This window comes from Halalkalibacterium ligniniphilum, from assembly GCF_000334155.1.
GTDB lineage: Bacteria > Bacillota > Bacilli > Bacillales > Bacillaceae_D > Halalkalibacterium > Halalkalibacterium ligniniphilum.
On the sequence record NZ_ANNK01000122.1, the window covers coordinates 1 to 20,389 of the forward strand.

Consider the following 20,389-nt stretch of genomic DNA (forward strand, 5'->3'; position numbering starts at 1 on the left):
TTAAAATGGTTACGTTGTTGCAATGTAACGATTCCTGTTTGTTCGTCATAGTCAAGAACTAAGCCAACAAAATCAAAATTCGTCCGTTTTGGATGCTTCCCGTACATTTGCTCTTTATACGTTGGTGTTCCCTCAAAAAATTGTGGAGCAAAATCACGATTCGCACATTTTTCAAGCTCAAGCAGCCACTCTTTTTTAATCTTAAAGTTATCAGGGTCCGCACAATAAGCATCAATCACTTTACGGTAGACACTTGTTACTGTAGCCACATAGTGAATCGACTTCATCCGACCCTCAACCTTCAAGCTGTCAATGCCTGCTTCTATCAGCTTCGGAATGGATTGAAGCAAATTTAAATCTTTCGGACTCATCGTATAAGGGGCATCACCTTCAGAGAACAAAGGCTTTTCTCCCTCATCTCCAAGCTCAAAAAGATCATAATCCCAGCGACAGGATTGGCAGCAGCCTCCACGGTTTGAATCACGAGCCGTCATATGGTTACTTAACACACAACGGCCGGAATAAGAAATACACATCGCACCATGAACAAACGTCTCAATTTCAATGTCCACATGCTTTTTCATTTCAAGCATTTCCGCAAGTCCTACCTCACGAGCAAGAACAACACGGTGAAGCCCCTCTTCCTTCCAAAACTTCACAGCAAGCCAGTTGCTTAACGATTGCTGTGTACTTAGATGGACCTCAACCTTCGGAGCTACTCGCTTGCACGTTTCAATAATTAACGGATCAGCTACAATAATACCTGTCACTCCAACCTCTTGCAAGGAACGGAGATATTCTTCAAGTCCATCCATATTCTCATTATGAGCGTAAATATTTGTCGTAACGTATACCTTTGCTCCATACTTATTTGCAAACTGAACACCTTCACGCATTTCATCAATTGAAAAATTATCGGCATTTGAACGAAGACCAAATTCCTGTCCACCAATGTAGACAGCATCAGCTCCGTAATGTACGGCCACCTTTAATTTTTCAAGGCTTCCTGCAGGTGCAAGGAGTTCAGGCTTTTTTGTAATGATACGTTTTCCTTCGCTTGTGCGTTCTGCAATGGTTTGCATGACACGTCCCTCCTTTTAGTACACCGTTTCTTTAAAGAAAAATCCTGTATCAAGACTTCGGTTGACCGGTTGTATCGCTTCAATTTCTTCAACAAACGCATCTTTCTTTTCTTCATAGGCATCTCGGTCTTCTACACAGAGATCAATCGCTTCACGATACAAAGAAACGACTTTCTCCAAGTAATCGGTTGACTTTAAAATACCATCAATTTTAAAGCTATCAATGCCTCCATCGATCATCTCTTCTAATTCATCAATAATGCAGATGTCATTAGGACTCATAATATGCGTTCCATTCTCATCTTCAAAAATCGGGTATTTCGCTTTTCTTTCTGGGTCGTATAAAAACATATTCCGTTCTTTATCTCGCTTTTCAACTTCAAGGCTTTTTCCCTGGAAATTCATATAGTTACCGACGAGGGTGCGCTTCGATTGGAACATGCAAGTCATTCCATGGACTTGTACTTCAATTTCAACTTCAGCATTTTCTTTAATTTCTAAAATTGCGTCCATATTAATTTCACGAGCGACAACGGCACGCTTGGCGCCTTTTCGCCCCCAATAATTAGCCGTAAACCAGTTCGTTACTGTCGTCTCCGTATTCCAATGTAGCTTCATTTCTGGTGCGACCTCACGAACGACCATAAGGACCGCAGGGTCACCAAAGACAATTCCATCAACGTTTGTTTCCTTTAAGAACGTAATATAGCCTGCGAGTTCCTCTATTTTTTCATTATGGAACAGCGCATTCATAGCCACATAAACAGCTGCACCTAATTCATGCGCTTTTTTTGTCGCAATTGCGAGATCCTCACGGTTGAATTCACCAGCTAATCGAAGTCCATAACGCTGTTCGCCAATCAGGATCCCATTGGCGCCAGCGCGAATAAGCCGTTCGACAGCCTCAACATTGTTCGGTGTTACAAGCAATTCAGGCTTTTTCATCGTTCATCCGCTCCTTTCTTTTTTCATTTATCTTTTTTTTATACTAATAGCCAGGCCATCTCCGACGGGGAGCATCCTTGTATCATAATCAGGATGCTCCATTAACCATCGATTGTAATGCTTCATTTTCTCGGCGAGCTGTCTATGTCGTTTATGTTCGATTTCTTCTTCCGCTACGTACCCACGAAAGAGAATGTTGTCAGACAAAATCATACCACCAGGCTTTACCCTTTGACCATAAATGGAGAAAAATCGTTGGTATTGTCCTTTGGCAGCATCAATAAATAATACATCAAAAAGGGGGTCTTGTTCAAGTTTTTCGCTTACTTCTAAGGCATCTCCATAATGAATCGTTATTCGATTCGTTAACCCAAGCTCACTCACATTTTTAACAGCTTGCTCATACCGCTCTTTGTCACGTTCAATTGTTACAATCATCGCATGGGAAATGGTTGTTGCCATCCGAATCGCCGAATAGCCAATGGCTGTTCCAATTTCAAGAATGCGATCAGGCTGCCTAACTTTAAGTATCTGTAACAGACTCTCCATTCCTACAAGATCCATAATTGGAACCCCATGCTTCTCTGCATAGGCTTCTATCTTTTCAATTTTTTCTCCTCTTGATGGAACAAGTTCTTTTAAATAGGTTTCTATCTTTTTATCAATCATCATATGCCCCCTTGTTCACTTAAACAATCATGAGCCGCTCGCTCTCCCACTGGATGTAAATGAGTTCGTCCGAACATTCTGGGTACCCTTTCAATGAAGGTGGTGTGAGCGGAAGGGCTTCATTGTTTTATCAACTTGAACTGAATCTCCGTCCCTTTTCACAGAAAAAGAGGGGAGTGTGACACAAGCCACATCCCCCAGCCTTACTCCGATTCTTCTTCCTGTTGCTGTCCTTCAACCCACTCATCTCGATACCGTTGATGAATTGCGTTATGCTCTTCATAGGTCTCACTGTAAAGAACTTCACCGTTAAAACGTGCATAGAAAAATAGATAATTTGTTTCTTCTGGACGAAGCACAGCTTCAATGGAATCCTGACCCGGACTCGCAATCGGTCCGATTGGTATGCCCTCATAACGATAGGTGTTATAAGGCGAGTCTTCCCGTGTATCAGCGTATGTCGTCATGTAACGATGCTCACCAATCGCATACGCGACGGTCGGGTCTACTTGTAGCATCATGCCACGCTGCAAACGATTATGAAGTACGCCTGATATTTTGTAGCGATCCTCAGAGGTCTGTGCCTCTCGTTCAATGATTGATGCAAGTGTAAGAATTTCATGAATCGTGTAATCGCTTTGCTCAAGCAATTCTTCGTATTGTCCAACGACCGCTTCTGTTCTAGAAAGCATCGCCTCAATCACTGCTTCAATCGAGGGCTCAGCTTCCATAAAATCATAACGAGCAGGAAACAGATAGCCTTCGAGGGGATAGCGAATCCCTTCCTGTAAAATATCATCTGTCAAAACATGATATTGTGCAATTAAGCCTTCAAGGTACTCACGATCATTCAACGTTTCCATCACAGCATCTATGTCATGGCCCGTCTCTTCTGCGATAATGCTTGCGATATCTTCTAACCAGAGTCCTTCAGGAACCGTAAATACTAGCTCAGGCTCTTCTAGAACTCGTCCCTCTTTTAACTCCTCGATAATCTCATCCAATGACATAGATCTTGAAAGGCCATAATCTCCTGCTTGAAAACCAGTTTCATTTTGATAGCGCACGTAATATCTGAAAAATGTTCCGCTTTGAATAAGTCCTTCTTCTTCAAGGATCGATCCTATCTTTGTCGTTGAGGACCCGATTGGGATCGTTACTTCGATTACTTCAGTATCCTCTTCATCCATTGGATTCAATGCTCCTTGGACGTATAAAAAACCACTTATCCCTAAAATCCCTACTATTAAAACAAGAGCAATCACACAGAAAAAGACAATTTTACGAACGACCTTTGCTTGTGAGACTCGCTCTTCAAAAATTATGTTTCGTGGCTTTTCGTTCGAATCAGACATCATTCTCCCCCTTCCACCGTATTATTATACTATATTCCCGGCAGAAGTCAGCAAACAATTTCCCATTCCTCCTTACGTGTTAAGCCAACATCAAGCTAAATAAACTCGAACACAAATCCTCTTTTGTTTTTAAAATAAAAAAACAGACCGAAATGGCCTGTTTTTTCCGCTTATTCTTCTTCTTCAGTAAAAGTGTTTAGCATTTCCTCAACAATTGCCCATTCCTCATCTGTTTCGATTGGAAATAAAGCAATGTCATTTTCTTCATCTTCTTTGTCCTCATAACGGAAAGCAAAAACTTCTGTTTCACCTTCTTCGTCCTCTTCGTTTTCACCTACTGGTGTAAGAAGAATGTAGGACTTTTCAGTTTCGTCAACTGTAAATTTAAACAATTCATCAAACAAGTGTTCATCCCCATTTTCATCAGGAATGATAATTCGCTCTTTTTCTTCTTGTGCCATTATTTGCACCTCCCTTACATTTTATTTCCGCTGTGGTCAAGATAGCCTTGCAATATCATAACGGCAGCCATTTTATCAATGACTTTCTTCCGTTTTTTCCGACTGACGTCGGCTGAAATGAGCATTCTCTCTGCAGCTACCGTCGTTAATCGTTCGTCCCACATGATAAATTCACATGGCACATATTCCTTTAACGCTTCTGCAAATTTTTGGCTCCTTTCACCACTTGGCCCAATCGTCCCATTCATATTTTTAGGAAGACCGACAACAATTCTTTCCACTTCATAATCCGTCACAATTTTTGCAATCGCCTCAAAATCTTTCGAAGCATCTTCTTCGTTCCGCCGAATCGTCTCCAATCCTTGGGCGGTCCAGCCAAGCTCATCACTAACAGCAATTCCAATGGTTTTATCCCCAACATCTAACCCTAATGCTCTCATTCATTCTCCTTATGGTGCTGTGACAAATATGCTTTCACTAGCTCTTCAATGAGTTCATCCCGCTCAAGCTTGCGAATAAGCGTCCGCGCGTCTTTATGCCGCGGGATGTACGCTGGATCACCAGATAACAAATACCCAACAATTTGATTAATCGGGTTATATCCTTTTTCCTCTAGTGCTTCATATACCGATAACAATACCTCTTCGACGTCGACACCGATTGGATCCTCATTAACATTGAACTTCATTGTGTTGTCCATAGAGCTCATCACCAACACCTCTTTTCGTGATCACAGTTCTATATGCCCCGAATCACACATAGCTTGTTTTCTACATTGTACAACAAATGGTCCAAATTAGGAAATTGTATTTACGTACTCCTTCACATAAGCAAGTGCTTCTTCTAATTTCTCAGGATTTTTCCCACCTGCTTGGGCCATATCTGGACGGCCACCACCGCCTCCGCCACAGCGACTAGCTACTTCCTTCACAAGGTTTCCTGCATGGTAACCTTGTCCAACTAGATCCTTTGTCACTCCAGCTACAAGATTAACCTTTCCGTTACTCGCAGCGCCAAGAACGATGATGCCAGATGGTACTTCTTGCTTTAGCTTATCGACAATGCTACGCAAGCTGTCCATATCCGCTGCATTGACCGCTTTTGCAAGAACTGAAATTCCGTTAATCTCTTGCAGCTCATTTAGAAGGCTTCCCGCTTCCATGTTACCCAATTTTGCTGTAAGTGATTCATTTTCCCGCTGAAGTTCTCGAATTTGTAGCTGCAATGATTCAGCTCTCATAGGAACATCTTTCACATTTTTCGCCTTTAACGTCTCAGCCGCACGCTGCAAAAGCTCAAGCTGCTGATTCATAAACTGATACGCACCCTTACCTGTCACAGCTTCAATTCGACGAACTCCTGCACCGATACCCGATTCAGAAACAATTTTAAATAAGCCAATTTCTGCTGTGTTTTGAACATGACAGCCACCACAAAGCTCTAAGCTATAGTCTCCAACTTGAACCACACGAACAATATCACCATATTTTTCACCAAATAAAGCCATGGCTCCCATTGCTTTTGCTTCTTCGATTCCTTTTAATGAAATCTCAACACGGATCGCCTGCCAAATTTTTTCATTGACGATTGTCTCGATTTTCACCAATTCCTCTTCCGTCACTTGTCCAAAATGAGAGAAATCAAAGCGCAGACGCTCCTCAGAAACGAGGGAGCCCGCTTGGTTTACATGCTCACCGAGGGTATCCTTTAAAGCTCGATGAAGTAAATGAGTCGCAGTGTGATTTTTAACAATCCCCACTCGTTTTGTTTCTTGTACCGTCGCTTGAACCTTTGCTCCTTTTTTTAAGCTTCCTTCTTTTACAACTACGGTATGAAGATGTTGACCATTCGGAGCTTTTTGTACATCTGTTACCTCAAGGACCACCCCATTGCCACGGATGATTCCTTTATCTGCAACCTGTCCACCACTCTCTGCATAAAACGGTGTTTGATTGAGGATAATTTGAAGCTCATTTCCAGTCGAGCCTACATCCACAAGCTGCTTGTCACGAATGATCGCTTCAACTGTCGCTTCTGTAGTCAGACGGTCATAACCGACAAATGTGCTCTCTACCTTTAATTCACCAAGAAGTTCATCCTGCACTTGCATGGAGCCAGTATCCTGTCGAGCCTTACGAGCACGCTCGCGCTGAGCCTCCATTTCCACTTCAAAGCCTTCACGATCAATCGTAAGGCCTTTTTCCTCTACATATTCCTCCGTCAAATCCACAGGGAAGCCATACGTATCATAGAGTCGGAAAACATCCGTTCCGGCGATCTTTGTTTTATGATTTGCTTCGGCTTCTTCAATAATTTTACCGAGAATCGTCAGCCCTTCGTGTAGCGTTTCATGAAAGCGTTCCTCTTCATTTTTCATCACTTTTTGAATAAACGCTTGCTTCTCTTGGACTTCAGGATAGAAGTCTACCATAATTTTCGCAACGACAGGAACGAGCTCATACATAAAAGGACGTTCAATTTGAATCAGCTTTGCGTAACGAACCGCACGGCGAAGTAAGCGACGGAGAACATAGCCACGACCTTCATTTGACGGTAATGCACCATCAGACACCGCGAACGTCACGGTTCGAACATGATCCGCGATAACTTTAAAGGCTACGTCTTTTTCTTTGTCTTCACCATATTTCACACCTGCAATTTTTTCAGTTGCACGAATGATCGGCATGAAAAGATCCGTATCAAAGTTCGTTGGAACGTCCTGAATAACAGACACCATCCGCTCTAATCCCATACCTGTATCAATGTTTTTCTTCGGTAGTGGTGTATACGTTCCATCTGGATTATGGTTAAATTGAGAGAACACAAGGTTCCACACTTCTAAATAGCGGTCATTTTCTCCACCTGGATAAAGCTCTGGATCGTTTGGATCATCTCCGTATGCTGGGCCCCGATCATAAAAAATTTCTGTGTTTGGGCCACTCGGACCTTCCCCAATATCCCAAAAATTCCCTTCCAAACGAATGATGCGCTCCTCAGGCAGCCCAATTTTTTCATTCCAATAGCGATACGCTTCATCATCTTCAGGATGAACCGTAACAGATAGCTTTTCTGGATCAAAGCCAATCCATTTTTCGCTCGTTAAAAACTCCCATGCCCATTCGATCGCTTCTTCTTTAAAATAATCGCCAATTGAAAAGTTTCCAAGCATTTCAAAAAATGTATGGTGCCGTGCCGTTTTTCCTACGTTTTCAATATCATTCGTCCGAATGGACTTTTGTGCATTTGTTATTCGAGGATTTTTCGGGTTCACTCGTCCATCAAAGTATTTTTTTAAAGTTGCCACCCCACTATTAATCCAAAGTAAAGAGGGGTCTTCATGAGGGACGAGAGATGCACTTGGCTCAATGTCATGATTTTTTTCTTTGAAGAAATCAAGGAACATTTGCCTTACTTGAGCAGATGACAATGGTTTCATATTGCTACACTCCTTCTCTTGTTAAGTCTTAAATTCTTATCGAAAACTGAATGAATACAGTAAGAAATGAAAGTAAAAAAGCTCTCATCCCTTATAAAAGGGACGAGAGCTTTGATCACGCGGTACCACCCTAATTATGAATACAGTCCGTATCCATCACTTAATGCCTTAACGCGGCGAACGGCAGGTTTTGCCTGCACTTAGGAGCAGCCTTCCGTTACCCTTCATCTAGCGTTTCTCTCAGCCACGGAAACGCCTCTCTTTGAAATGGTCTGTAACGTACTCATTCCATCAACGTATTCATCCACTATTTTGTATGCAAGCCTATTATAAAAATCGTTTGCTCGATTGTCAATGCTTACTCAGATAAAGTCGCAGATGAAGAAAGGTCACTTTTAATACAGCTAACAGTGGAACAGCAACAAGAAGTCCAATCACCCCTCCAACTTCCACACCGACTAAGAGTGCTAAAATAATCAGAACAGGGTGTAGGTGCAAGGTCCGTCCAACGATTAGAGGCGATAATAGATTTCCTTCTATTTGCTGAATGATGAAAATAAGAAGAGTTGTTAACAAGGCAAGCTTCCATGATTCTAAAAAAGCGAGAAAGATCGCTGGCGCTGCCCCGATAAACGCACCAAAATACGGAATTAAATCCGTGGCCCCGATAAACAAACCTAATAGAATTGGATAGGGGACACCGATCAGCCAAAGGCCTAGAGACGCTAAAACTCCTACTGAAAATGCAACAAGAAGCTGTCCGCGAATATAACTTCCAAATGAATCATCCACATCTTTTGCATAACGTTGCAAAGGTTGGCGCCACGAACGTGGAGTTAAATACCAAGCAACCTTCTGCAGCAATTGGTAATCCTTTAAAAAGTAAAAAACAAGAAAAGGAATGACCACAATGGTGAAAAGGGACTGAATGACTTTTACAGCCATCTGTTCAAGCTGGCTAAGAATGCTCACTCCTTTTATGGAAAAACGCTGAACGATCTGTTCAACATGTTCCTGAAACGGTGAAGGCAAACGATTTAGATGATGTTGCATAATCGTAACAGTGCCTTCAACTCCCTCGATAATTGTAGGCATTTGTTTCATAAGCTCCTTAATCTGTGCAAGCAAGTAAGGAATCCCAATGATGAATAGGTACGCAATGAACGCAACAATGCTAATAAAAATAAGGAGTATCGCAATACCTCGCCCCATCCCCCAGCGGTGCAAGCCTTCAATAATTGGATGAAGCAAATAAGTAATGAACGCTGCAATGCTTACTGGAACGAGGAGATAACCTAACACCTGCACAAAGGGCTGCCAAATTGGAGATAGCTTATATATGACATAAATAATGACAACGATTAGTAAAGCATTGGCAAACCGTAACAGCCAATGAATTTGTCGATCACGTTCCATCATCAACCCCTCCTCCCGCTTAGATTGCACAAAGGAGGTATATCCATACATGGATAAAAGAGGGCTATTCTTCAATATAAAAAGAACTTCTCCTCTGGTAGGAAAAGTCCTTTCAAATCATGATTTCAAATAGCACTTTTGTTACTATGTACCTACTTGCAAATCATCATCTTCAAACAAATCATCTAACGAGCTTAATGAGCCATCTTCTTCCACTTGATGAAGCGACAGTTTACCATTGGTTAGCGTCATTTCAACAAAGCAATTCCAGCAATAATATTGGCTTGTTCCAATCTTTCCAATATCCTTGCTTTGACAATTTGGACATTGCACGGGCTTGGACCTCCTTCAGTTAAATCGACAAAATGACGACGTCTTTGCCAATCGTCAACGGTCCCTTGCCACGCACAACTTTGCGACCTTCTGTTAAATCAGCAAGCAGACCATCAGTGACTTCATACCCTATGATCATGCCCATTTCTTCCAGAAAATATACATCTTCTATTAGCCCAAGCCTTTCTCCTTCTTCTGATAGCAAAGGCTTTCCATAAAGACGAGAACGGCCGATTTTTAATGGGATTACATTTTCTTTTATCGTTGAAAAAGGAGTGAGCCCTTGTTTATCTCTTACAATCAGTCCATCATGGCCAAAGCCCAAAATATGAGAAAGAGGTAAAAATAAATGCCCGTTTAGCCAGCCATGTTTATCTACCAAAAAACCGACAACTTTATCTTCTTGAAACAACAGATCGAGAACGAAACCAATTTCCTCACCGTTTTGGCGAAGAATGACTGGAAGCTTCTCTATTGAAGCAAATGTTCGCAACACACTCTCCACCCTTCTACACAGGCTTAGTGTGTGCGAAAACATGTCCAGCTTATGTTAGTTGTCTTTTTCCAAAGCAAGCTTAAGCTTTTCTGTAAGCTTTGAATATCGAATGATCTCATCTTTTTCACGAATGGCCTGGTTTAATGATGACAATTCCCCGCAAAGGAGCAAAAATTGCTTCGCTCTTGTAATTCCCGTATAAATGAGGTTTTTTCGAAGCATTCGCGAATACCCACGGACGACTGGCATAACGACTATGGGAAACTCACTCCCTTGTGATTTATGAATCGATGAACAATAGGCATGTGTAATCTGATTTAAATCTTTTTTCAAATAAACAACTTCCGTTCCATCAAATGAAATAACAATCTGATCCTGCTTTTCTACCGTTTCTTTGGCATAAAAAATTGTTACGATTTCACCACGGTCACCATTATACACTTGTTCATCGGGATTATTCACAAGCTGGAGGACAACATCACCTGTTCGATAGACAACGTCCCCAAAGCTAATTTCACGCTTTTGCTCTGTTTTAGGGTTGAAGAGCTGCTGTAACATACGATTTAGCTCCGTAATCCCGGCAACCCCTTTATACATCGGAGCTAACACTTGAATTTCTTTTGCTGTATAGCCCTTCTTTTTCGCATTAAGACAAATTTGTGACACAGCATCTTTCACTTGATCCGTGGAACAAGGAAAAAAACGACGGTCAGGCTTTGCTTCTGCTAAATCCTCTGGTATGAGCCCTTGCTTCATGGCGTGGGCTAACTCAATGATCGAAGAACCTTCTGCTTGGCGGTAGATATCGGTTAAAGGAACGGTAGGGATGACCTTTGATTCAAGCAAGTCTCGCAGCACTTGCCCAGGGCCCACAGACGGGAGTTGATCCTGGTCACCTACAAGCACCACTTGCATCCCTTTTGGTACCGACTTAAACAACTGATTGGCTAGCCACACGTCGACCATCGACACTTCATCAACAATGAGCAGTTCACCGTCAATTTGATCATGTTCATTTTTTTCGAAATGACTGCTGCCGCCCTTCCAGCCAAGCAATCGGTGAATCGTCGTCGCAGGGAGACCTGTCGCTTCACTCATTCTCTTTGCTGCCCGTCCAGTAGGCGCAACTAGCACTACAGGAAAGGGATTTCCCTTTGAATAAGAGCTTGGTTCAAGGGAAAGACCGTGCAATCGTCCGAAAAGCTCCACAATTCCTTTTATTACCGTTGTCTTTCCAGTACCAGGCCCACCGGTTAGCATCATTAACGGGGAGGATAATGCCATTTTGATTGCTTCACGTTGTGATGAGGCATATTCGATTTTCAACTCTTCTTCAAGTTCACCAAGCATTTTCAAAAATTCTGATTCGGGAAATTCGTCCTTTACCTCTTCAGCAAGAATTCGCACAATACTTGTGACAATCCCTTTCTCAGCAAAATACAGGGACTTCACATACACTCGGTTTTCTTCAACAACAAGCTTCCCCTCTTCTTCCATTATGACAATTTGCGCTTCAATATCTTCTGTAGCAATCCGTTCAGTTGGGGATGATAACAGCTCTGCAACTGGAGGGATTAATGCCTCTTTTTCCATGTACACATGGCCTTCTTGAAGACAAAGCTCTTGAAGCAAAAAGAGGCAGCCTGCCTGAATTCGCTCAGGATGACTTCCTGTCATGCCAATCGCTGCGCCAAGTCGATCGGCTCGTCGAAATCCAATTCCCTCAACATCGGCAATCAGCTGATAGGGATTCGTGTTGATTATATCAAGTGCTTGAATTCCATATGCTTGAAACACTTTCATGGAAAGCTCCACACCAAACCCGTATTCCGAAAGGGTGAGCAAAACCTGTTCAACACCTTGCTGTTGTATAAGCTGCTCATATAACTGGTTGGCTTTTTCTTTCGAAAGCTTTGGGATTTGATCGAGGACATGCCGGTCCTCAACAATTCGTGTAATCGCCCGCTGACCTAATGTGTCCACAATGGTTTCTGCCGTCTTTTTTCCGATACCAGGAAACCGATCACTGGACAAATAATGAATAATGCCTTGACTTGTCTGTGGTACATCACGTCTCAACTGATGCACCTTGTATTGTTTACCAAATCGCGGATGATCACTAAGCTCTCCAAAAAATAAAAAGGTATCATGAGGTTCAAGCTGAGGAAGAAGTCCAACGACCGTTATTTTCTTTTCATCAATCAATTCATTCGTTTGCTGAATGCGTACAAGGGCAACGGTATAATAGTTTTCATCGTTTCGAAAAACGATATGAATGACTTCACCTTTAATATAGCCACGTTCTAGCTGCTCACTCTCCCCATCAAGTAAGCGTACCTCTGTCATGATTACTCCTCCTCAAACGATAGAGCAGCTTCAATCGTCTTCTTTCCATTCGCTGCAAGAACATGATCAGGCTGAATAGCAAGAGCTCTGTCAAAGCAATCTCGTGCTTGCTCTCCTTTCTCTTTGTATGCATACGCAACACCCAAATTAAAAAAGGCATCAGCATGGTCTGGGTCAAGTTTTAACACCTGTTTGAATTGGATAATCGACTCGTCAATTTTTTCAAGCTGCGCTAAGCAAAGTCCAAATTGAAACCGAGCCTCCACATCATTCTCATCAAGTTCGACTGCTCGCTGAAAATTCGCTAGAGCGTGAGGAACAGATCCAAGGTTGTAATAGGACATGCCAAGCATAAAAAAGACATCTCGCTCCTCTAATTTCTTCGCTAATGCTTGCTTAAACATTTTCGCGGCTTCTTCAAAGCGTTCAAGGTTGTAATAAACCGTACCAGCCCCGTAATAAGCAGTAGCAACCTCCGCATCGAGGGCGATCGCTTTATCAAAGAAGATCAGTGCCTTCTCATGCTCTCCCACAACCCCAAGAAGGTTTCCAAAGTTAACAAACCCAATGGGATCTTTTGGATTTTCTTCTATCGCTGCATTAAATGCCTTTGCGGCCTCTTCAAATTTTTGTTCTCTCATATACGATACGCCTTGTTCATTAAAATCCATTGTTTTTCCCCTTTTTTGTCGTTGTTAACGTTTAAATCATCATGTATATGTAGAAAAACAGGGAAAACTTTAGGCGCTTTCCCTGTTCTTAATGATTGTATCAATCGTAGCACCACCAAGACACACATCCCCATCATAAAAAACGACAGCCTGTCCTGGCGTAATCGCCCGCTGAGGTTCATGAAAGCGCACCTCAACCCTTTCATCTTCCAACGGATATACCGTTACCTTTTGATCAGGCTGGCGATAGCGAAATTTCGCTGTGCACTCAAACGGTTTTGAGACAGGTTTTGGACTTATCCAATTTGTCTTGATTGCCAAAAGACCATCAGAATAAAGACCGTCATGATGGAACCCTTGACCGACATATAAAATGTTTTTCTCAAGATTTTTGCCAATCACAAACCAAGGCTCACCTGCGCCTCCAATCCCAAGTCCTTGTCGTTGGCCAAGTGTATAATACATTAACCCATCATGCTTTCCTTTAACTTCGCCATCAAGGGTTTGCATTTCACCAGGCTGGGCAGGCAAATAGTTTTGTAAAAACTCTTTAAAATCACGTTCACCAATAAAGCAAATGCCCGTACTGTCTTTTTTCGTCGCTGTTGCTAAACCTGCTTTTATGGCAATTTCGCGCACCTCACTCTTTGGCAGATGTCCAATTGGAAACATAACCTTTGAAAGCTGCTGTTGACTTAACGCATTAAGGAAATAGGTTTGGTCTTTGTTTTCGTCATTTCCGCGCAAAAGCTTATGCTCTCCATCTTCAACGGTAACTTGCGCATAATGACCTGTTGCCACATAATCGGCACCAAGGCTCATTGCATGATTTAAGAAGGCTTTAAATTTTATTTCTTTATTGCACATCACATCAGGATTTGGCGTACGACCCGCTTTATACTCCTCAAGAAAATACGAAAAAACCTTGTCCCAATATTGTTTTTCAAAATTAACAGCATAATATGGAATGCCGATTTGATTACAAACACGAATCACATCATTGTAGTCTTCGGTCGCCGTACAAAAACCACTCTCATCGGTATCATCCCAGTTTTTCATGAAAATTCCGATCACATCATAGCCTTGCTCTTTTAAAAGCAAAGCTGTCACAGATGAATCAACACCGCCAGACATGCCAACGACCACGCGCGTATCTTCCGGTCGTTTTATTTGATTCATTGATCTCACCGCCTTATTCCTTCTTCATTATAAAATAAATTGCTCCTGCTGCTGAAGGCGTTTGACAATTTTCGCAGTTTCTTGTGCCGCTCGTTCAGCCTCGGCTTCTGTGTTTCCTAGCCCAAAGCTAAAGCGAACAGCAGACATCACCCGTTCATGTCCCTCACCAAACATAGCCACAAGCACATGGGAAGGCTCAAGTGAACCCGCTGTACAAGCAGAGCCGCTCGATGCAGCAATTCCAGCCAAGTCTAAATTGACAAGGAGCGCTTCAATATTTACACCTGGAAAACTGACATTTAACACATGAGGGAGTCGATCCTTTTGATGTCCATTCACATGAAAATCAATCCCCTCGCTTGTAAATGTATCAAAAAAGATACGACTAAAGCCAAGATAACGCTCAGCTTTTCCTTGGAAATTGGCCAATGAAAGCTCAACTGCCTTAGCGAAGCCAATAATCGCTGCGACATTTTCCGTTCCAGCTCGGCGTTTTCTCTCTTGTTCGCCTCCATACAAGGTTGGTGTTAAAACGATATTTTCCCGAGTATACAAAAAGCCAATACCTTTTGGACCATTAATTTTATGAGCGGACACCGACACCATATCCACTGGCAATTGGCCAATTTTGAGATCGAGTAATCCAAATGCTTGTACCGCATCAGTGTGAAAAACAGCCTGATGTTCTGCTAGCAGCTGCCCGATTTCCGTAATCGGCTGAATCGTGCCAACCTCATTATTTCCGAACATCAACGTTACAAGGATCGTATCTTCACGTAGTGCCTCTTGAACAGCTCGAACGGATACTTGTCCCGTCTCATCAACTGGGAGGTAGGTAACCTCAAAACCTCGTCGTTCTAATTCCTCACATGCGTGTAGCACGGCATGATGTTCAATTTGTGACGTAATTATATGGCGCCCTTTATCACTGTGCCTAAGAGCATATCCAAAAATCGCCAAATTATCTGCTTCCGTCCCACCGCTCGTAAAAGTCAATTCTGATGGCAAAGCCCCAATATGTTTGGCAATCAAAGCCCTCGCTTCATCCACAGCTTGTCGAGCACGGCGGCCAAACTGATGAATGCTTGAAGGGTTGCCGAAATGCTCAGTAAAGTATGGGAGCATCGCCTCAACAACTTCTGGATACACGGGGGATGTTGCCGCATGGTCCAAATAGATGGATTCCATGAAAATCACCTTCTTTAAACGAAATGTTCCAGGTATTCAAAAGGGTTACCTCAGCCAAAGCCTTTCTCATGCTGCAAAGCAATCGCAAAAAAAGCCCGATTTAAATCCCTTCTGTTTACCTCACTAATGACTAAATATAGAACATGTAATATTCTTGATCACCTTTATCTTCAAAGGTTGCCAAATCTTCCAACGTTGTATTGTCTAATACATCTTTCACTGCATCACGAATTTTTATCCACAAATTACGCTTTGCCGGTTCTTCATCATCAAGAACCTCCACTGGACTAATCGGTCCTTCAAGAACACGAATGATATCACCGACTGTAATGTCCTTTGCATCCTTTGCGAGCATATAGCCACCATAAGCACCGCGAACACTTTTGACAAGCATTGCATTGCGAAGAGGTGCAATAAGCTGCTCCAAATAGTGTTCCGATAAATCATGTTCTTTAGCAATTGATTTTAATGAGATTGGTCCCTCACCGGACTTCTTGGCTAGCGCCATCATGATGGTTAGTCCGTAACGACCCTTTGTCGAAATTTTCATACATCATCCCTCTTTCTAATAAATAATCAACAAACCGCTGGCATTGCGGAAGCGTTACACCGACGACTGACCCGATACCGAAGCAAAACAAAAGTGTTCCAATAAAAACAGGTCCCCCTAAAAACCAGCCAATGGTTAGAACGATGATTTCCATTCCACCTCGGACCCATTGTACCCTCCAGCCCGTCACTTTCGTCAGAGCAAGCATGAGGCTATCGCGAGGTCCAGCCCCACAATGGGGGGCAATGTACAAACCAATCCCATAGCCTATAATCACAATGCCTAAAAGGAGCATAAGTAATTTTATAACAAGTAGATCTTGTATTGGAATAAGCCATAAAAACAAATCAATAAACAACCCAACTAAAAGCATGTTCAAAAATGCCCCGAGCTGCGGCCACTCTTTTGTTAATAATGCCGTTAGGGCAAGGATACAAAATCCGAGAATAATTGACCATGTTCCCACAGTCAAGCCAAATTGTAAGGTTAAACCAATGTGCAAGACGTCCCAAGGTGCACTCCCTAGCTCTGCACGAATCATCAATGCAATGCCAAAGGACATGATCATCACACCGATCATAAAAATAAACCAACGGAGCAAGATGCGTTTTGTTCTCCACTCATTTAACGCTTTTCTCATCTGCTACCCTTCTCTCTATTAAGTCCTTGCCATTATAGCATGAAACCCTTCGTCCATGTTATTTTCTCCAGATTTTTGCATAAATCTGACAGAAGGAAAAGCTCATGCCACTAGGTCCTCATTGGCTTTTTTTCTTGTTTCCATTACACTTAGATGAAACAAAGATAAATGAAGGTGAACGCCATGATCAAACAACCTCTTGCCTATCGAATGAGACCGACTCATATTAATGACGTCATTGGGCAGAAGCACTTATTAGGAGATGGAAAATTGCTACGGCGCATGGTGGAAACGAAACAGCTTTCCTCCATGATATTATATGGGCCACCTGGGATCGGAAAAACGTCGATCGCCAGCGCCATTGCCGGAAGCACAGATATTCATTATAAAATGTTAAATGCAGTTGTGAACAACAAAAAAGATATGGAAATTGCTGTAGAAGAAGCAAAAATGTCTGGACAGCTCATTTTAATTTTAGATGAGGTTCACCGCCTTGATAAAGGCAAACAAGACTTTTTGCTCCCACATCTTGAAAAAGGCCTCTTGATTCTTATTGGTGCTACAACAGCAAACCCTTTTCATTCGATTAACCCAGCAATCCGTAGTCGTTGTCAAATCTTTGAGCTTGAGCCTTTAACGGTAGATGAAATAAAAACAGCTCTAGAACGAGCATTATACGATAAAAAAAGAGGATTAGGAAACGAAAAGGTTGAAATCGCCGAAGAAGCCCTACACCATTTTGCCATCGCCTGTGGAGGAGATGTTCGTTCAGCATTAAATGGACTCGAGCTAGCTGTCAAATCAACGAGAGCAAATGAAGCTGGTGTGAAACAAATTGATCTTGCCACAGCTGAAGAATGCATTCAAAAGAAAAGCTTTCAGCATGATAAAGATGGAGATGCTCATTACGATGTCTTGTCCGCTTTTCAAAAATCAATTCGTGGTAGTGACACGAACGCAGCACTTCATTATTTAGCCCGATTAATTGAAGCTGGAGACCTTATCAGTATTGGAAGACGGCTGCTCGTCACAGCCTATGAGGATATTGGCCTTGCGAATCCACAAGCAGGCCAGCGAACCCTTGCTGCAATCGAAGCAGCAGAACGCCTCGGCTTTCCCGAGGCTCGCATTCCCCTTGCAAATGCTGTCATCGAGCTTTGCCTCTCTCCAAAATCAAATTCTGCCTATGTTGCCTTAGATGCAGCACTTGAAGATATTCGGAAGGGAAAGGTCGGTGACGTTCCTAAGCATTTAAAGGACGCACATTACAGAGGAGCAGCAGAGCTAGGAAGAGGAATTGACTATAAATACCCCCACAATTATGAACACGGATGGGTGAAGCAGCAATATTTGCCTGATATCCACCGCAACAAGCGGTATTATGAACCAAAACGTACAGGTAAATTTGAACAAGCCCTTGCTGACGTTTATGACAAGCTTCGCTAAAAAGTAGCGGACAAACCTTTCATTTAGAGTCTTTCTCAACACATGAGGGACTCTTTTTTTGTGAGTCTATGATTTTCATGACAGTCAATTCATTCATTTTTTTAACAAGGCTAGTATATTTCTATCATACTGGTATAAGTTCATCCCTTTTTGGCAAAAGTACTAACAAATGCAAGAAACATGGAGGAGATGAATCACAATGAAAATAAGACAAGATGCATGGTCACATGAAGATGATGTTTATTTAGCAGAAACCGTTCTACGACACATTACGGAAGGAAGCACCCAGCTTAGAGCATTCGACGAGGTGGGAGATGAATTGAATCGTACTTCTGCTGCATGCGGGTTCCGCTGGAATGCCGTAGTGAGGCAACGTTACGTCACTCAGATTGCGGATGCGAAACGAGAACGAAAAGAGCGAAAACGGGCAAGCTCTTTACACACGTACCAGCTTAAAAAGCCAGTAATGAAGCAGGAACGAGAGCACACTACATCCTCCTCTCTCACTCTAGCGTCTGTCATTCAATTTTTACAGCAACTAACAGACAGTGGTGTTGAGGATCAAAAGCTCCGACAAGAGAAAGAGTCTCTTTTAAAAGAAAACTTAAATCTTTTAACCCGTACGAAAGAGCTTGAATCCGAGCTCCAAAAAACGAAGCAAGAACATCGGATTATTGAAGAGGACTATCAATCATTGATTCAAATTATGAATCGTGCACGTCGAATGGCGATTTTGGAAGAGGACGAGCCTCTTGCAGCCTCAACGTTCAAAATGGATAAAAACGGAAATCTCGAAAAATTAGCAAAATAAATAGCAAAAAGAGGCTGGGACAAAAAAGTTTTTATTGATGAGAAATCCGAACATCATGATCGTTGATGCATAGCATTCGCTTCGGAAATATACTTCGCTTTCCGCGGGCGGCTGGTGAGCCTCCTCGTGCTTTTTGCACTGTGGGGTCTCACCCTTGCCTTTGATCCCGCAGGAGTCTACGTCTGTTTCCTCAGCTAAGGTTGTGCATTGTTCGCATTTTTCAATCATACACGTTCGTTCTGTCCCAGCCTCTCTTGTTCTTGATTGCTCTTTCAACATCATTGTTTAATGATAAAACCATTCTTCAAAAAACAATTCATACTAACGTTCTTTTCACTATCTGATCGACAATGGCTTTAGAATTACCGCTGAATTTCAATCCCATCAAGTAATTTTGTAATGACATGCCCTACCATAATCAACCCTGACACAGAAGGAACAAAAGCGTTTGAAGATGGTGGCATTTTTGCTTTTCGAATCGGTGAATCTTCCGCGGCTTCAGGAACGATTTCTTTTCGAATATCTTCACGAATCCGAATCGGCTGCTCATCCGAATACACGACTTCGATGCCTTTGTGAATGCCTTCCTTCCGAAGTCTTGTCCGCACCACTTTCGCAATCGGATCGTAGCTTGTTTTTGAAATATCTGCAATTCTTAAACGTGTTGGGTCCATTTTGTTTGCCACACCCATACTAGAGATAATCGGAATGTTACGCTTTAAGCATTCTTTCATTAAATGAATTTTATAGGAAATTGTATCGCTAGCGTCAATGACATAATCGAACGGATATTGAAAAAACTCTTCATACGTCTCCTCGGTATAAAACATTTTAAGCGCAATCACTTCACACTCTGGATTGATGTCAGCAATTCGTTCTTGCATTAACTCAACTTTTGAACGTCCAACCGTTGAAAGCAGTGCATGAATTTGACGGTTCACATTCGTAATATCCACATCATCCTTATCAACAAGGACGAGGCGACCTACACCCGAACGTGCTAGAGCCTCCGTTGAAAACGATCCGACTCCACCCACACCTAATACAGCAACCGTGCTGTTTTTTAATCTATCTAAACCATCATGACCAATCGCTAGTTCATTTCTAGAAAATTGATGTAGCATCTTCATTTTTACTCCTTCCAATTCCATCACTTCATTTCTCGGAATCGACTATACCATAGCACAAAAAAAAAGTCTAAGGCTCATTTCCTTAGACATTCCTAATAAGTATGGGCAGAGTCCCAAATGTGCCGTTGTGACCTTGGTTTTGAACCTGCTCTCAAGCAGGTGGGTGCTTCGCTCACTCTTTTTTACGTCCACATATACGAGGCATGTAAGCCAAAGCGAGACTTAAGCTCCCGAT

At 42.4% G+C, this 20,389-nt stretch carries 20 protein-coding genes, 1 other RNA gene and 1 other annotated feature; of the genes, 2 read left to right on the top strand and 19 right to left on the bottom strand.

The annotated features are described in order from the left end of the window. From BLT_RS0114985 to BLT_RS0115070, 17 genes are all read right to left on the bottom strand, one after another. Nucleotides 1-1,082 (bottom strand): peptidase U32 family protein (locus BLT_RS0114985; RefSeq protein WP_017728592.1); only part of this gene is annotated, 1,082 nt, incomplete at its 3' end. A gap of 15 nt (nt 1,083-1,097) precedes the next feature. Continuing rightward, nucleotides 1,098-2,027: a peptidase U32 family protein gene (locus BLT_RS0114990; RefSeq protein WP_017728593.1), complete on the bottom strand. Its 930-nt coding sequence runs from the start codon at nt 2,025-2,027 to the stop codon at nt 1,098-1,100. 27 nt (nt 2,028-2,054) lie between these two features. Next, on the bottom strand, nt 2,055-2,696 hold the full coding sequence (locus tag BLT_RS0114995; RefSeq protein WP_017728594.1) for an O-methyltransferase: 642 nt from the start codon (nt 2,694-2,696) through the stop codon (nt 2,055-2,057). A 203-nt stretch (nt 2,697-2,899) separates the two neighbouring features. Continuing rightward, entirely contained in the window at nt 2,900-4,051 is a 1,152-nt protein-coding gene (gene mltG, locus BLT_RS0115000; protein WP_017728595.1) for an endolytic transglycosylase MltG, read from the bottom strand. Between the two features lie 170 nt (nt 4,052-4,221). Further along, on the bottom strand, nt 4,222-4,512 hold the full coding sequence (locus tag BLT_RS0115005; RefSeq protein ID WP_017728596.1) for a DUF1292 domain-containing protein: 291 nt from the start codon (nt 4,510-4,512) through the stop codon (nt 4,222-4,224). A 14-nt stretch (nt 4,513-4,526) separates the two neighbouring features. Further along, entirely contained in the window at nt 4,527-4,952 is a 426-nt protein-coding gene (gene ruvX / locus BLT_RS0115010) for a Holliday junction resolvase RuvX (RefSeq protein WP_017728597.1), read from the bottom strand. Next, the gene (locus BLT_RS0115015) at nt 4,949-5,221 is read right to left on the bottom strand and encodes an IreB family regulatory phosphoprotein (protein WP_017728598.1); all 273 of its coding nucleotides are present in this window, start codon (nt 5,219-5,221) and stop codon (nt 4,949-4,951) included. The genes ruvX and BLT_RS0115015 overlap by 4 nt, the downstream gene beginning before the upstream one ends. Before the next feature lie 87 nt (nt 5,222-5,308). Next, nucleotides 5,309-7,948: an alanine--tRNA ligase gene (gene alaS, locus BLT_RS0115020; RefSeq protein WP_017728599.1), complete on the bottom strand. Its 2,640-nt coding sequence runs from the start codon at nt 7,946-7,948 to the stop codon at nt 5,309-5,311. 95 nt (nt 7,949-8,043) lie between these two features. Continuing rightward, nucleotides 8,044-8,252, bottom strand: a binding site (T-box leader). A gap of 47 nt (nt 8,253-8,299) precedes the next feature. Continuing rightward, complete coding sequence (locus tag BLT_RS0115025; protein ID WP_017728600.1) at nt 8,300-9,364, bottom strand: AI-2E family transporter; 1,065 nt, start codon at nt 9,362-9,364, stop codon at nt 8,300-8,302. A gap of 144 nt (nt 9,365-9,508) precedes the next feature. After that, on the bottom strand, nt 9,509-9,697 hold the full coding sequence (locus BLT_RS0115035; RefSeq protein ID WP_017728601.1) for a hypothetical protein: 189 nt from the start codon (nt 9,695-9,697) through the stop codon (nt 9,509-9,511). 19 nt (nt 9,698-9,716) lie between these two features. Beyond that, nucleotides 9,717-10,193 carry a PRC-barrel domain-containing protein gene (locus BLT_RS0115040; RefSeq protein WP_236611102.1) on the bottom strand — a complete coding sequence of 159 codons (477 nt, stop codon included), beginning with the start codon at nt 10,191-10,193 and terminating at the stop codon, nt 9,717-9,719. A 54-nt stretch (nt 10,194-10,247) separates the two neighbouring features. Next, nucleotides 10,248-12,539 (bottom strand): SF1B family DNA helicase RecD2, encoded by a 2,292-nt coding sequence (recD2, locus tag BLT_RS0115045; RefSeq protein ID WP_017728603.1) that lies wholly within the window; start codon nt 12,537-12,539, stop codon nt 10,248-10,250. Nucleotides 12,540-12,541: 2 nt separating this feature from the next. Then, the gene (locus BLT_RS0115050) at nt 12,542-13,210 is read right to left on the bottom strand and encodes a tetratricopeptide repeat protein (RefSeq protein WP_017728604.1); all 669 of its coding nucleotides are present in this window, start codon (nt 13,208-13,210) and stop codon (nt 12,542-12,544) included. A 69-nt stretch (nt 13,211-13,279) separates the two neighbouring features. After that, complete coding sequence (gene mnmA, locus BLT_RS0115055) at nt 13,280-14,389, bottom strand: tRNA 2-thiouridine(34) synthase MnmA (protein WP_017728605.1); 1,110 nt, start codon at nt 14,387-14,389, stop codon at nt 13,280-13,282. 27 nt (nt 14,390-14,416) lie between these two features. Further along, nucleotides 14,417-15,577 carry a cysteine desulfurase family protein gene (locus BLT_RS0115060; RefSeq protein WP_017728606.1) on the bottom strand — a complete coding sequence of 387 codons (1,161 nt, stop codon included), beginning with the start codon at nt 15,575-15,577 and terminating at the stop codon, nt 14,417-14,419. Between the two features lie 130 nt (nt 15,578-15,707). Beyond that, entirely contained in the window at nt 15,708-16,127 is a 420-nt protein-coding gene (cymR, locus tag BLT_RS0115065) for a cysteine metabolism transcriptional regulator CymR (RefSeq protein WP_026105146.1), read from the bottom strand. Beyond that, nucleotides 16,060-16,767 (bottom strand): YczE/YyaS/YitT family protein, encoded by a 708-nt coding sequence (locus BLT_RS0115070; protein WP_017728608.1) that lies wholly within the window; start codon nt 16,765-16,767, stop codon nt 16,060-16,062. The genes cymR and BLT_RS0115070 overlap by 68 nt, the downstream gene beginning before the upstream one ends. Nucleotides 16,768-16,950: 183 nt before the next feature. On the opposite strand from BLT_RS0115070, the gene BLT_RS0115075 reads away from it, so the two are divergent. Further along, on the top strand, nt 16,951-18,213 hold the full coding sequence (locus BLT_RS0115075; protein WP_017728609.1) for a replication-associated recombination protein A: 1,263 nt from the start codon (nt 16,951-16,953) through the stop codon (nt 18,211-18,213). Between the two features lie 199 nt (nt 18,214-18,412). After that, nucleotides 18,413-19,024 carry an RsfA family transcriptional regulator gene (locus tag BLT_RS0115080; RefSeq protein ID WP_017728610.1) on the top strand — a complete coding sequence of 204 codons (612 nt, stop codon included), beginning with the start codon at nt 18,413-18,415 and terminating at the stop codon, nt 19,022-19,024. A gap of 362 nt (nt 19,025-19,386) precedes the next feature. Here BLT_RS0115080 and BLT_RS0115090 read toward each other — a convergent pair whose 3' ends face one another. Continuing rightward, nucleotides 19,387-20,148, bottom strand: a complete 762-nt coding sequence (locus tag BLT_RS0115090; RefSeq protein ID WP_017728612.1) for a tRNA threonylcarbamoyladenosine dehydratase — start codon at nt 20,146-20,148, stop codon at nt 19,387-19,389. 112 nt (nt 20,149-20,260) lie between these two features. Further along, a non-coding RNA gene (gene ssrS / locus BLT_RS23275) (6S RNA) lies at nt 20,261-20,389 on the bottom strand; the annotation flags it as partial.